The sequence below is a fragment of the Polynucleobacter campilacus genome (assembly GCF_002206625.1).
GTDB classification, from domain to species: Bacteria; Pseudomonadota; Gammaproteobacteria; order Burkholderiales; family Burkholderiaceae; genus Polynucleobacter; species Polynucleobacter campilacus.
Map to the genome: position 1 here is coordinate 88,327 of NZ_NGUP01000005.1, position 12,809 is coordinate 101,135.

Below are 12,809 nucleotides of genomic sequence, written 5' to 3' on the forward strand. Positions count from 1 at the left end.
TTAGAAAAATTCATGACCCATAGATTCCAGCAGGCGTCTTGCCGCCACTGAAGCTGCCATGGTTCCTTGATTTACCTGTGCAATTAAGATTGGTAAGAGCTCTTGAACTTGCGCATTGTTCCGAAATGCATTCTTTAAGCCTGCATCAATGCGATCCCACATCCATGCGCCTGCTTGTTGTTTGCGACGACTCTCAAATTTGCCATTGGCCTTTTGCAGCTTTTCAAAATGAGTTACTTTGTCCCAGAGCTCAGGTACGCCTTTGCCCTCAAGCGCACTTAATGTAATGACGGTGGGATGCCAAAACTCCTGCTGATGTGAAGCGTGATCTGGGTTGCCCTGAAAGCCGAGTAAACGCAAAGAACTCGTGATAAACAATTGCGCACGCATTGCTGCATCAGGATCGATGTCTACCTTATTAATCGCAATCAGATCGGCGATTTCCATCACGCCTTTTTTGATGGCCTGCAGATCATCACCAGCATTCGGTAACTGCATCAGCAAGAACATGTCGGTCATACCAGCAACTGCAATTTCGCTTTGGCCAACGCCGACCGTCTCAACGATGATCACATCAAAACCAGCTGCCTCTGCAACTAGCATGGTCTCACGAGTCTTCTCTGCAACACCGCCCAGCGTTCCTGAAGATGGGCTGGGCCTAATGAAAGCATCTTCAAGAACTGAGAGACGCTCCATACGGGTTTTATCACCCAAAATGGATCCGCCAGACAAGCTAGAGGATGGATCAATGGCTAACACGGCAACACGGTGGCCTTTTTCAATTAAGTAGAGACCAAGAGCTTCGATGAGTGTCGATTTGCCAACACCTGGGACCCCAGAAATACCTAAGCGAAATGAATTACCAGTCTTTGGCAACAGGGTATTGAGTACATCATCTGCACGCTTGCGGTGATCTAAGCGAGTAGATTCAAGTAAGGTAATAATCTTTGCTAGAGCGCGTCGCTGTTTAAGCGATGGCGCACTGGTGAGATCACTTACTAAGATCTGATCGGCAGCTTGAAGCATCTAATAGGGCCTGAGTTAAGCTGGTTTTACCGATTTACGAATTTGCTCAAGCACATCCTTAGCTGAAGCTGGAATAGGTGTACCTGGACCATAAATACCCTTCACTCCTGCTTCGTAGAGAAACTCATAGTCTTGTCTTGGAATAACACCACCTACAAATACGATGATGTCATCCGAACCTTGTTTTCTGAGTTCTGCAATGATGGCAGGCACTAAGGTCTTATGACCTGCAGCTAGGGTAGAGACACCTAAGGCATGTACATCGTTCTCAATTGCCTGGCGCGCACACTCTTCAGGAGTTTGAAACAAGGGGCCGATATCAACGTCAAATCCCAAGTCTGCATAGGCAGTCGCAACCACCTTAGCACCTCGATCATGACCATCTTGACCAAGTTTGGCAATCATGACGCGCGGTCGACGACCAAAATCTTTCGCAAAGTCGGCGATTTCTACTTTCAGTTTTTCCCAGCCTTCGGCTGAGTCATAGGCAGCTGCATACACTCCGGTCACCTTTTGAGTATCGGCGCGATGGCGCCCGTAAACTTTCTCCAATGCATCAGACACTTCACCGACCGTAGCACGTAAACGAATGGCATTGATAGCCAATTCCAATAAGTTTCCGGTGTTGTCCTCAGCGGCTTTTGTTAATGCCTCTAATGCTGCTGTTACTTTCTTACTATCACGCTTTGCTCTGATTTGTTCCAGGAGAGCAACTTGACCCTCGCGAACGCGATCGTTATCGATCATTAAGACGTCAACGAGATCTTCTTTATCGAGTTTGTATTTATTGACGCCAACAATCACATCGGCGCCCGAATCTATCTTGGCCTGCTTTTCAGCAGCAGAAGCTTCAATCTTCAATTTAGCCCAACCACTTTCAACCGCCTTAGTCATGCCGCCCATAGCATCGACTTCTTGAATAATTTCCCAAGCCTTGTCTGCCATCTCTTGTGTAAGGTTTTCCATCATGTAAGAACCAGCCCAAGGATCAATTACGCTAGTGATATGGGTTTCTTCCTGAAGAATTAGCTGGGTATTTCTTGCAATCCGACTTGAGAACTCAGAAGGTAAAGCAATCGCTTCATCAAAGGAGTTGGTATGTAAGGACTGCGTTCCACCAAAAACAGCGGCCATTGCTTCAACCGTCGTTCTCACGATATTGTTATAGGGGTCTTGCTCAGTCAATGACCAGCCCGATGTTTGGCAATGGGTGCGCAACATTAAGGACTTTGGATTTTTGGGCTCAAACGATTTCATGATGCGCCACCACAATAATCTTGCAGCGCGTAATTTAGCGACTTCTAAGTAAAAGTTCATTCCAATGGCAAAAAAGAATGACAAGCGGCCTGCAAAGCCATCCACATCTAATCCTTTGGCAAGTGCTGTTTTAACGTACTCTTTACCGTCAGCCAATGTAAAGGCTAGTTCTAGAACTTGATTGGCGCCTGCTTCTTGCATGTGATAACCCGAGATTGATATCGAGTTAAATTTAGGCATGTGCTTGGCGGTGTATTCAATAATGTCGCCAATAATGCGCATAGAAGGCTCTGGTGGATAGATGTAGGTGTTACGCACCATGAACTCTTTCAGAATGTCGTTCTGAATCGTTCCAGATAATTGCTCTTGTTTAACGCCTTGTTCTTCGCCCGCCACGATATAGCCAGCCAGCACAGGCAATACCGCACCATTCATCGTCATGGAAACAGAAACTTTGTTCAATGGAATGCCATTAAACAAAATTTTCATATCTTCAACAGAATCAATCGCAACACCGGCTTTACCAACATCACCAGTAACCCGCGGATGGTCTGAGTCATAGCCGCGGTGAGTCGCTAGGTCAAATGCAACCGATACGCCTTGACCACCAGCAGCCAATGCTTTGCGATAAAACGCATTGGATTCTTGTGCAGTTGAAAAGCCAGCGTATTGTCGAATCGTCCATGGACGCACCGAGTACATTGTTGCTTGAGGACCCCTTAAATATGGCTCGAAACCTGGCAAGCTATCGGTGTAATTGAGGTCTTGTGTATCTGCAGAGGTATAGAGTGCCTTAATGTGAATACCATCTGGCGTATTCCAACCAAGCTTCTCAGGGTCACCGTTTGGCGCTGACTTCTGGGCAGACTTTTTCCAGTCTTCTATATTCGAATCTGGAACTGCTGGCCATGAACTTCCTGATGGTTGTTTCTTTTCTGAACTCACAAGGCACCCCTAGTCAATTTGTTGCATTGCATCTAATTTAACAATTCTGCTTGACTATTTAGAATTTGTCCAGTTAATATGTATACATAATTATGAATACAAAACTGAACAATAGGCCTCTATACGAAGACGTAGCCGACAGACTGCGTGATCAGATATTTGCCAAGCAATTGGCGCCAGGAAGCTGGCTCGATGAGCAATCATTAGCAGAACAGTTTGGAATTAGCCGTACGCCCATGCGCGAAGCCATCAAGGCCTTAGCATCTGAGGGTCTAGTGACCATGAAATTGCGTCGTGGCGCGTATGTAACAGAGGTCAATCGCAGTGATTTAGATCAGATTTTCACTGTTTTATCCCTTTTGGAGGGCCAGGCAGCCAAAGAAGCAGCCATAAAAGCCACAGAGGATGATCTCAATCTCTTAGATCACCTGCACCATCGCCTAGAAACCGCAGCTGCAGATCGAGATATCGAGCAATTCTTTGAAATCAACGGAAAATTTCACGAGTTAATACAGCAAATTGCGGGGAATCGCTGGATGAACGGTGTGATTGATGATTTAAGAAAAGTCCTGAAATTGCATAGAAAAGACTCCCTAACGAGTACGGGAAGACTTCAAAACTCACTCATTGAGCATCGCGAGATTCTTCGGGCAATCCTAAAGCGCGATGAGTTGGCAGCAGAAGTAGCTATGCGTAAACACTTTGCCAATGGCTTAGAAGCCTTAAGATAGCAATAAATATCTATAAATAACAATGGCTTAGAATATTATCCTAAGCCATTACTTTATTAAGCTCGAGCAGAATTACTTTCTAATGACAAAGTTTCCAGGCAAAGAAGCAATATAAGCAGCGATGTCTTGCATATCTGCATCGGAGTACCCCTGAACTAGTGCACCCATGATGGCGTTATTACGACCATATTGCGGATTGCCACCCCCTACTTTGTAGGCCTTCAATGCATAGTAAAGGTAATCGGGGTATTGACCTGCCAGTTTTGGATAAATAGGCAATATCGGTGCATTGAGCCCGGCACCATGGCAAGAGGCACAATTGCCCTTCTCAACCAAAGCTAGACCTTTATCAACGCTAGCGGCATTAGCAACATTCACTAGGCCAATGCTAGAAAACAAAACTGCGGTAATGAGTGCAAATTTCATAAACGTATCTCTATCACTTCAATGGGTTTTTAGGTGAGCTGGCTGTTTGCGCAGCATAGTATTCGCCAAGGTCGGCCATATCCTGATCAGAAAGACTGCCAGCGATAGCGCGCATGGTTGGATGCTTTCTTTCGCCCTTCTTATATGCCGCTAATGCGCTAGCAATGTAGGCTGCATTTTGGCCGCCAATCATCGGTACTTTATAAACCAATGGGTAGTCAGCGCGGTATTCAGGAATTGAGTGACAGCCAACACAAAGCCATACTTTGGCATTTGCAGCCGCCGCATTCCCCTTAACTTCATCGGCTTGGGCAGTAAAACCAGTAAGCACTAAACCAGTAGCAAGCAGCAATCGAGGAAGAATTGTTCTTTTTTTCATAGAAATCAGTTTTAATGAGTTTGATTTAATTCGAGTGGACAGATTATAGCGGACTGATGCATCTAGAGGCGTTATTTGGCTCATTTAAACCCCCCGAAATCAGTAAAAGCTTGCAAAAGAAGATAGGGAAAAGCGCTTGCCAGTAAGATTCATGGTCTACCCCAATACGGACTCCTCATCATGAATAAACCCTACCTTGATCGCCTGAAATCTCTCGGGATTGAGCTTCCTCCAGCGGGACCACCCGCAGCTGCTTACGTGATGGCTAGAACTACTGGCAATATTGTTTTTCTATCGGGTCATATTGCCAAAAAAGATGGCAAGCCTTGGGTCGGAAAGCTGGGCAAAGATATGGATACCGATGCTGGTAAGGCTGCCGCAAGATCAGTAGCGATTGACCTCATCGCCACATTGCAAAGTCATTTGGGCTCACTAGATCAAATCAAGTCCATTGTCAAAGTCATGGGCCTGGTCAATTCTACCGAGCAATATACCGAACAACATTTGGTCATCAATGGTTGTTCAGAATTACTCGCCGACGTCTTTGGCGATGCAGGCAAGCATTCCCGTAGTGCATTTGGTGTAGCGCAAATTCCATTAGGTGCTTGCGTGGAAATTGAATTGATTGCCGAGATTTAAAAGTGCTTTAAGTTAAATTCAGAAAGATCAGCTTCAGTATCAACATCAGCAATATAGGCTGGATTGTCTGTAACAAAAATCTGGACTAACTCTGGATGCTGATCCATAAAAGGTCTACAGACCATGTTGGGTATTGCCAAAATATCCGCGATGAACTGATGTGAAAACACAACTGGATTACCTCGCTGCTCTCCTACCATAGGCAAAACCACTTCTGTTGGCTGATCCCGCTGCTCAAATTGCTTCAGCAATGCATCAATTTCCATAGTACCCACGAGAGGTTGATCGCATAGAGCGACCAGCAGCATATCGTAATCACTCTTTAAGGTTTCCAAACCCACACGTACTGAAGATGCTTGTCCTCGTTCTGGCTTTGGGTTGTGCGCAGTTGTAATTGCCAACCCGAGATCTTTTTTGAGCCTAGACAACTCCGATTCAATCGCATCCGCATAAAAACCTGTCACGACGATAAATTCTGTTGGCATAAATGGTGCGATTGCTTGGCAAAATCGACTTAAAAGGCTTTTGCCCTCCTTTTGCAAAAGCGCCTTAGGAATTGAACCCAATCGGCTACCCTCACCCGCGGCCAGCAAAAGTACTGCCAAGCGAAGCTTTACCGAATTGGAGTGCTTACCCAAAGATGTCATTAGAGTGATAATAAATAGGAAACTAGAAAAATAAACAATAAAGATCAATCACCGCATGAATAGCACCGATTTAAGCGTCCTTCGCTCTGCCGTCAGCTGGCTGAAAGCCGGCCACTCAGTGGCTATTGCTACGGTTGTTCAAACTTGGGGATCTGCCCCAAGACCTGTTGGCTCCTGGCTTGCCATTCGTGACGATGGTCAAGTAGCCGGCTCTGTTTCTGGCGGCTGCGTCGAAGATGACCTCATTCGTCGTGTGCAAACAGAAATTCTGACTAGAGCCACTCCAGAAATGGTGGTCTATGGAGTGAGTCAGCAAGAAGCGGCGCGCTTTGGTCTTCCTTGTGGCGGCACACTGCGACTGCTCGTTGAGCCCAAACCCGAACTGGTAGTGCTAGAGAAGCTGCTTGCGCAAATATCTTCCCATCAAATGACTCGCCGTACTGTGAATGTCAGCACAGGAAAATCCATCTTGGAGGCTGGAACTCGCCAAGATCAATTTGTTTGTAACGATCAAGAGATGCAAACAACTTACGGACCACGTTGGCGGATGGTCATTATTGGCGCTGGTCAACTATCACTGTATACGGCTGACTTTGCGCTTGCATCCGATTTTGAAGTGATTGTGATTGATCCACGTGAGGAATACGCAGAAGGCTTAAATCGAGAAGATCTCATCTTCCACAAAGGGATGCCAGACGATGTCTTGCTTGAAATTGGAGTTGACCCCCATACTGCTATCGTAGCGCTGACTCATGATCCTAAGTTAGATGACATGGCGCTGATGGAGGCATTAAAGTCCCCTGCTTTTTATGTTGGCGCATTAGGTAGTCGCAAGAACACCCAAAAACGCAAAGAGCGCCTCTTAGAGTTTGATCTTAGCCAAGAACAGGTAGACAAACTTCATGGCCCAGTGGGTCTATATATCGGCGCACTCACTCCACCAGAAATTGCAGTATCGATTCTGGCAGAGGTGATAGCCGTTAAATACGGCATTAGCGTTCCAAAGAAAAACTAAGTCCTCTAGTTTCCTTAGTTCGCCTTCAGCTTACCGTCTTTCAGACGTGGCTCAACAAAGTGTCCTTTGCGCGCGCGGTTGCCAGCAAATGATTTGAGTGTCTTCGCATCTAGATTGAGCTCTGTTGGCTTGCCAGCACGACCAGCACCAGCATAGGTGGCACCATCTGATCCAACAGCAATTGCAGATGCTAAAAATTCTTTATCGTCTAAGCCCATTAAGATGACGCCCTTACCGCCAGTTGGTAGGCGCTTGAGTTCATCTAATGGGAATACCAATAATTTAGAAGCTTGTGACAAGCAAGCAACCTGCTTCATGCCAACCTTGACCTTGACTGCACCCAAAGGTGCATCACCAACCACTTTGGCATCAATGCTGACAAAGGATTTACCCGCTTTATTACGAGTACTCATATCCGCTACGTTTGCCAAAAAGCCATAACCAGCTTTAGTAGATAGCAACACTAAATCATCTGGCTGACCGGCATAGTAAGCAACCATTTGCGAACCAGGGGCCAAATTAACAAAGCTGGTTAATGGAGAACCATCACCCCGCGCACCTGGCAATTCACTGACGGGCACCGTATAGACTCGTCCATCGCTGCCAAAGCCCTGCATCACATCAACGGTACGAACCTCAAAGGTGTCATACATACCATCACCCGCTTTGAAACTAAATTGGGTGGAATCATGATCATGGCCCTGACGAACACGCACCCAACCTTTTTGGGAGACGATTACTGTCACTGGTTCATCAATGACTTTGGTTTCAGCAATAGCACGCTTATCTTCCTGAATTAAGGTGCGACGATCATCACCAAAATCTTTCATATCGGATTCGATTTCCTTGATGATGCGCTTACGTAGAACGGTATCGCTTTGTAGCAAGCCGTCTAAATCATCTTTCTCAGCCTTGAGCTCTTTGAGCTCTTGCTCGATCTTGATGCCCTCAAGACGTGCCAGCTGACGCAAACGAATATCAAGAATATCTTCAGCCTGACGATCAGATAGCTTGAACTCCTTGATCAGATCAACCTTAGGTTCATCGCTATTGCGAATCATCTTGATGACCTTATCGATATTCAGAAGAACAGTTAAGCGCCCTTCTAAAATATGCATGCGATCTTTGACCTTACCCAAGCGGTACTGGGTGCGGCGGGTTACCGTGGCAACTCTAAACTCAACCCACTCGGTCAGAATCTCTTTAAGACCTTTTTGTCGTGGACGACCATCATTTCCAATCATCACCAAGTTCATCGGCGCATTCGATTCAAGCGAGGTATGTGCCAGCAAAAGGTTTACAAACTCATTGACATCAATATTTTTGCTCTTAGGCTCGAACACCAAACGCACTGCGGCATCTTTACTCGATTCATCGCGAACACCATCTAATACATTCAGAATGGTTGACTTCAGATTATTTTGCTCAGGAGTCAGCGTCTTTTTACCAACCCTCACTTTTGGATTGGTGATCTCTTCAATCTCTTGGAGTACTCGCTGAGAGGAAGTGGCTGGTGGTAATTCATTTACAACGATTTGCCATTGACCGCGGGCTAATTCTTCGACAGACCAGCGAGCGCGCACTTTAATGCTGCCACGACCAGTCTCATAAATCTGAGCAATCTCTGCTGTTGAAGAAATGATTTGCCCGCCGCCTGGATAATCCGGACCAGGCATGATGCCCAGTAAATCCTCAGTAGACAGCTTTGGCGACTTCATCAACGCAATGGCAGCACTCGCAACTTCACGCAAATTATGCGAAGGAATTTCTGTTGCCATACCAACAGCAATTCCCGATGCGCCATTTAAAAGAACAAATGGTAGACGCGCTGGCAATAACTTAGGCTCTTGAAATGAGCCATCATAGTTGGGCGCAAAATCAACCGTACCTTCATCAATCTCACTTAACAATAGGCCGGCAATCTTGGTTAAACGCGCTTCGGTGTAGCGCATGGCAGCTGCGCCATCACCATCGCGGGAACCAAAGTTACCTTGACCATCGATTAGGGGATAACGCAAAGAGAAACTTTGTGCCAAGCGCACCAATGCGTCATAGGCAGATTGATCGCCGTGAGGATGAAACTTACCGAGCACATCACCTACAACCCTGGCACTCTTTACTGGCTTAGCATCAGCACGCAAACCCATTTCGCTCATAGAGAACAAAATACGGCGTTGGACTGGCTTCTGACCATCCGATACTTCTGGCAAAGCGCGGCCTTTCACCACACTAATTGCGTAATCAAGATAAGCACGCTCAGCGTAAACCGCTAGGGTCAAACTATCTTTGCCATCCTCATTGAGATCTATTGTCTTAGGATCGTGTGGATCATTCGGACCCTGAGAATTCTGTGAAGCAGTCTTCGCCTTACGTGTCTCATCCACCTCAATGGCATCAGAAAATAGATCAGCCTGCTGAGCTGCAGGCTTCTTAGCTGGAGTTTTTTTGGTTGCCATTAAATGTCTGCCTCAACTTCATTACCGCGCTCTTCCAGCCAATCGCGTCTTGCTCCAGATTCAGATTTGCCCATGAGCATATCCATAGTTTTAAAAGTTTCATCTTCAGTCCAAGAGCCTAAAGTGACCGGCAGCAAACGACGGGTATCTGGATTTAAGGTGGTATCCCATAATTGCTCAGCACTCATTTCTCCCAAGCCCTTAAAGCGAGAGATTTGCCAGGCAGATTCTTTAACGCCGTCTTTACGTAATTTATCTTCAATTGCTTGCAGTTCACTGGCATCAAGCGCATAAATTTTTTGTGCTGGTTTTTTACCGCGTGCTGGCGCATCTACTCTAAAGAGTGGTGGCCTAGAAATATGCACATGGCCCAAATCAATGAGTTTAGGGAAATGCTTGTAGAACAGGGTTAACAAAAGCACCTGAATGTGGGCTCCATCAACGTCTGCATCAGACAAAATACAAACCTTGCCGTAACGTAAGTTCGAAAGATCGGGATCATCATTCAGACCATGGGGATCTACGCCAATAGCTACTGCAATATCATGCACTTCATTGTTAGCAAATAAGCGATCGCGTTCTGCTTCCCAAGTATTGAGAACCTTACCGCGCAGAGGCAAGATGGCTTGATATTCTTTATTACGGCCCATTTTGGCTGAGCCACCTGCTGAGTCACCTTCAACCAGGAAGATCTCATTCATGGAGATGTCTTGACTCTCGCAGTCAGTAAGCTTACCTGGAAGAACTGCAACGCCAGAAGATTTTTTCTTCTCTACTTTTTGACCGGCCCTAGTTCTTGCTTGAGCTTGCTTAATCACCAGATCAGCCAGTTTGCGGCCGTAATCTACGTGCTGATTGAGCCAAAGCTCTAAAGCAGACTTTGCATAGCCTGATACTAGTCTGACTGCATCGCGAGAATTTAAGCGCTCTTTAATTTGTCCTTGAAACTGTGGATCTAATACTTTGGCAGACAAAATAAAAGAGGCGCGCGCAAATACATCCTCTGGCATCAGCTTGACACCTTTGGGTTGCAAAGCATGCATTTCAATAAAGCCTTTGACGGCATTAAAGAGACCTTCTCTCAAACCACTCTCATGTGTTCCACCGGCAGGCGTTGGAATGAGGTTGACATAGCTCTCGCGAACCGGTGCACCATCCTCGGTCCAACAAACAACCCAAGCAGCTCCTTCACCCTCAGCAAATGAATCCTCTTCCCCTGTGCCAGTAGCATATTGCTCACCTTCAAATGGTGGAATGACTTCTGGGCCGTGTCCTGATTGCGCAATCGCTTCATTTAAGTAGCCACGTAAGCCTTGGGCATATTGCCAAGTTTGACTCTCACCCGATTTTTCTTGTATGAGAGTGACTTTCACGCCAGGCAATAGAACAGCCTTAGAGCGCAGAAGGCGAATCAGGTCAGCCATTGGGATAGCCGAGTTATCAAAATACTTTCCATCAGGCCATGCACGTACACGCGTGCCATGAGATTTATCCTCTTTGGATGATGACTTTGTTTTGAGTTTCTCTATGACTCTGCCATCAGCAAAAGTCAAAGTAGAAATCTGCCCTTCACGCCAAACAGTTACCTCTAATCTTTTAGATAGGGCATTAGTGACAGATACACCAACACCATGTAAACCTCCTGAGAATGCATACGCACCACCAGAACCTTTTTCAAATTTGCCTCCAGCGTGCAGTTGGGTAAACACGATTTCCACTACCGGGAGTTTTTCAGTCGGGTGCATTCCGACTGGGATACCTCGACCATCATCTTCAACACTTACGCTGCCATCTGTGTGCATAGTGACAATGATTTGCTTACCAAATCCACCTAATGCCTCATCCGAGGCGTTATCCAAGACCTCCTGGATGATGTGCAAGGGATTGTCGGTTCGGGTGTACATCCCAGGCCGCTGACGGACGGGTTCTAGGCCTTTTAGGACCTGAATCGATGATTCGCTGTATTCGGAAGTTTTACGGGTAGCCATGCGCGCAAATTGTGCCATGTCTGAGCTCGAAGCCGAACTTTTCCAGAATTCCCCTGCCATCCATGCCAAAATCAGGGCATGGGAGCCTTAAGTCATATTCGTGTTTTAGACCTTAGCCGGGTGCTAGCAGGCCCTTGGTGCGCCCAGAACCTGGCAGATCTGGGTGCTGACGTTATTAAAGTCGAGCGTCCTGGTGCTGGAGATGACACCCGACATTGGGGGCCTCCTTTCGCCAAAGATGCCAATGGCCAGGAAACTGCGGAATCTGCCTACTTTATTTGCATCAATCGAAACAAACGCTCTATCACGATCGATATTTCTAAGCCTGAGGGTCAAGAGATCATTCGCAAGCTGGCAGCAGAATCGGATGTGGTGATTGAAAACTATAAGGTGGGTGATCTAGCTAAATATGGGCTTGATTATGAGAGCCTTAAAAAAGTGAAGCCTGATGTTGTCTATTGCTCGATTACTGGTTTTGGTCAAACGGGTCCTTACGCAAATCGCCCTGGTTACGACTTCATTATTCAGGGCATGGGTGGTTTCATGAGTGTTACTGGTGAAGCTCATGATTTTGAAGGGGCTAGCCCACAAAAATCGGGCGTTGCAATTGCCGATATTTTTACGGGTATGTATGCTTCTTCAGCAATTCTGGCGGCTATCATTCACCGTGATCACACCGGCGAAGGTCAATATATCGATATGTCTTTGCTAGACACGCAGATAGCAGTAATGGCCAATATATCGAGCGCTTACCTGACTACCGGTGAAGTGCCTAAGCGTTGGGGCAATGCCTCGCCTATCATTGTTCCCTATCAAACTTTTCCAACATCGGATGGCTGGATCATTGTGGCAGCTGGTAATGATGGTCAGTTCAGACAGTTTGTGACAGTAGGTGGTGAAGCCCATTTGGCTGATAACCCCCTTTATGTTAACAATCCTTTGCGCGTTCAACACCGCAAGCAATTAGTTTCCCTACTTGAGCAAATGACCCGTAAGAAAACGAAGGGTCAATGGATTGCCTTATTGGAAGAAGCAAATGTTCCTTGCGGCCCTATCAATGACTTTAAAGAAGTGTTTGAGAATGAACAGGTCATTGCTCGAAACATTGAGCTTAATGTGCCACACCCTACTGTTGGCAATATGAAACTAGTTGCAAGCCCAATGAAGCTCTCTAAAACACCAACTGAAGTACGCATGGCACCACCAACACTAGGCCAACATACTGAAGAAATCTTGCATGATCGCCTCAATCTCGATGACAAAGCGATCCATGAGTTGCGCGACAAAGGAATCATTTAAG

11 protein-coding genes are annotated in these 12,809 nt (G+C 46.3%); 4 read left to right on the plus strand and 7 right to left on the minus strand.

Annotated elements, in window-relative coordinates; translation table 11 throughout:
• Together meaB and scpA are read right to left on the minus strand one after the other, a co-directional pair.
• Positions 1–1,026, minus strand: coding sequence for a methylmalonyl Co-A mutase-associated GTPase MeaB (gene meaB / locus CBI31_RS09400; RefSeq protein WP_088526146.1), 1,026 nt, complete (start codon positions 1,024–1,026; stop codon positions 1–3).
• A 15-nt stretch (positions 1,027–1,041) separates the two neighbouring features.
• Positions 1,042–3,168: a methylmalonyl-CoA mutase gene (scpA, locus tag CBI31_RS09405; protein WP_420812083.1), complete on the minus strand. Its 2,127-nt coding sequence runs from the start codon at positions 3,166–3,168 to the stop codon at positions 1,042–1,044.
• Positions 3,169–3,320: 152 nt separating this feature from the next.
• On the opposite strand from scpA, the gene CBI31_RS09410 reads away from it, so the two are divergent.
• The gene (locus CBI31_RS09410) at positions 3,321–3,959 is read left to right on the plus strand and encodes a GntR family transcriptional regulator (protein WP_088526148.1); all 639 of its coding nucleotides are present in this window, start codon (positions 3,321–3,323) and stop codon (positions 3,957–3,959) included.
• 72 nt (positions 3,960–4,031) lie between these two features.
• Here CBI31_RS09410 and CBI31_RS09415 read toward each other — a convergent pair whose 3' ends face one another.
• Positions 4,032–4,385: a c-type cytochrome gene (locus CBI31_RS09415; RefSeq protein ID WP_088526149.1), complete on the minus strand. Its 354-nt coding sequence runs from the start codon at positions 4,383–4,385 to the stop codon at positions 4,032–4,034.
• A gap of 13 nt (positions 4,386–4,398) precedes the next feature.
• Entirely contained in the window at positions 4,399–4,764 is a 366-nt protein-coding gene (locus CBI31_RS09420) for a c-type cytochrome (protein WP_240553907.1), read from the minus strand.
• Positions 4,765–4,944: 180 nt separating this feature from the next.
• Here CBI31_RS09420 and CBI31_RS09425 point away from each other — a divergent pair, with 180 nt between their 5' ends.
• A complete protein-coding gene (locus tag CBI31_RS09425) occupies positions 4,945–5,403 on the plus strand; it encodes a RidA family protein (RefSeq protein WP_088526151.1) in 459 nt (152 codons plus the stop codon).
• On the opposite strand, the gene CBI31_RS09430 is transcribed toward CBI31_RS09425, so the two are convergent.
• Entirely contained in the window at positions 5,400–6,050 is a 651-nt protein-coding gene (locus CBI31_RS09430; RefSeq protein ID WP_088526203.1) for a nucleotidyltransferase family protein, read from the minus strand. The two genes, CBI31_RS09425 and CBI31_RS09430, sit on opposite strands and share 4 nt — an antisense overlap.
• A 55-nt stretch (positions 6,051–6,105) precedes the next feature.
• Here CBI31_RS09430 and CBI31_RS09435 point away from each other — a divergent pair, with 55 nt between their 5' ends.
• Positions 6,106–7,065, plus strand: a complete 960-nt coding sequence (locus tag CBI31_RS09435; protein WP_088526152.1) for an XdhC family protein — start codon at positions 6,106–6,108, stop codon at positions 7,063–7,065.
• A 14-nt stretch (positions 7,066–7,079) separates the two neighbouring features.
• Here the strand turns inward: CBI31_RS09435 and parC are convergent, their stop codons facing one another.
• Together parC and CBI31_RS09445 are read right to left on the minus strand one after the other, a co-directional pair.
• Positions 7,080–9,521 (minus strand): DNA topoisomerase IV subunit A, encoded by a 2,442-nt coding sequence (gene parC / locus CBI31_RS09440; RefSeq protein ID WP_240553909.1) that lies wholly within the window; start codon positions 9,519–9,521, stop codon positions 7,080–7,082.
• The gene (locus CBI31_RS09445; protein WP_088526205.1) at positions 9,521–11,509 is read right to left on the minus strand and encodes a DNA topoisomerase IV subunit B; all 1,989 of its coding nucleotides are present in this window, start codon (positions 11,507–11,509) and stop codon (positions 9,521–9,523) included. The genes parC and CBI31_RS09445 overlap by 1 nt, the downstream gene beginning before the upstream one ends.
• A gap of 78 nt (positions 11,510–11,587) precedes the next feature.
• Here CBI31_RS09445 and CBI31_RS09450 point away from each other — a divergent pair, with 78 nt between their 5' ends.
• Complete coding sequence (locus tag CBI31_RS09450) at positions 11,588–12,808, plus strand: CaiB/BaiF CoA transferase family protein (RefSeq protein WP_088526153.1); 1,221 nt, start codon at positions 11,588–11,590, stop codon at positions 12,806–12,808.
• Position 12,809 lies beyond the last annotated feature (1 nt).

Bases quoted from the DNA above. Each gene is read 5' to 3' on its own strand.
- CBI31_RS09425 (WP_088526151.1), top strand. From the start codon at position 4,945: ATGAATAAACCCTACCTTGATCGCCTGAAATCTCTCGGGATTGAGCTT.
- meaB (WP_088526146.1), bottom strand. From the start codon at position 1,026: ATGCTTCAAGCTGCCGATCAGATCTTAGTAAGTGATCTCACCAGTGCG.
- CBI31_RS09415 (WP_088526149.1), bottom strand. From the start codon at position 4,385: ATGAAATTTGCACTCATTACCGCAGTTTTGTTTTCTAGCATTGGCCTA.
- CBI31_RS09410 (WP_088526148.1), top strand. From the start codon at position 3,321: ATGAATACAAAACTGAACAATAGGCCTCTATACGAAGACGTAGCCGAC.
- parC (WP_240553909.1), bottom strand. From the start codon at position 9,521: ATGGCAACCAAAAAAACTCCAGCTAAGAAGCCTGCAGCTCAGCAGGCT.
- CBI31_RS09430 (WP_088526203.1), bottom strand. From the start codon at position 6,050: ATGACATCTTTGGGTAAGCACTCCAATTCGGTAAAGCTTCGCTTGGCA.
- CBI31_RS09445 (WP_088526205.1), bottom strand. From the start codon at position 11,509: ATGGCTACCCGTAAAACTTCCGAATACAGCGAATCATCGATTCAGGTC.
- CBI31_RS09420 (WP_240553907.1), bottom strand. From the start codon at position 4,764: ATGAAAAAAAGAACAATTCTTCCTCGATTGCTGCTTGCTACTGGTTTA.
- CBI31_RS09450 (WP_088526153.1), top strand. From the start codon at position 11,588: ATGGGAGCCTTAAGTCATATTCGTGTTTTAGACCTTAGCCGGGTGCTA.
- CBI31_RS09435 (WP_088526152.1), top strand. From the start codon at position 6,106: ATGAATAGCACCGATTTAAGCGTCCTTCGCTCTGCCGTCAGCTGGCTG.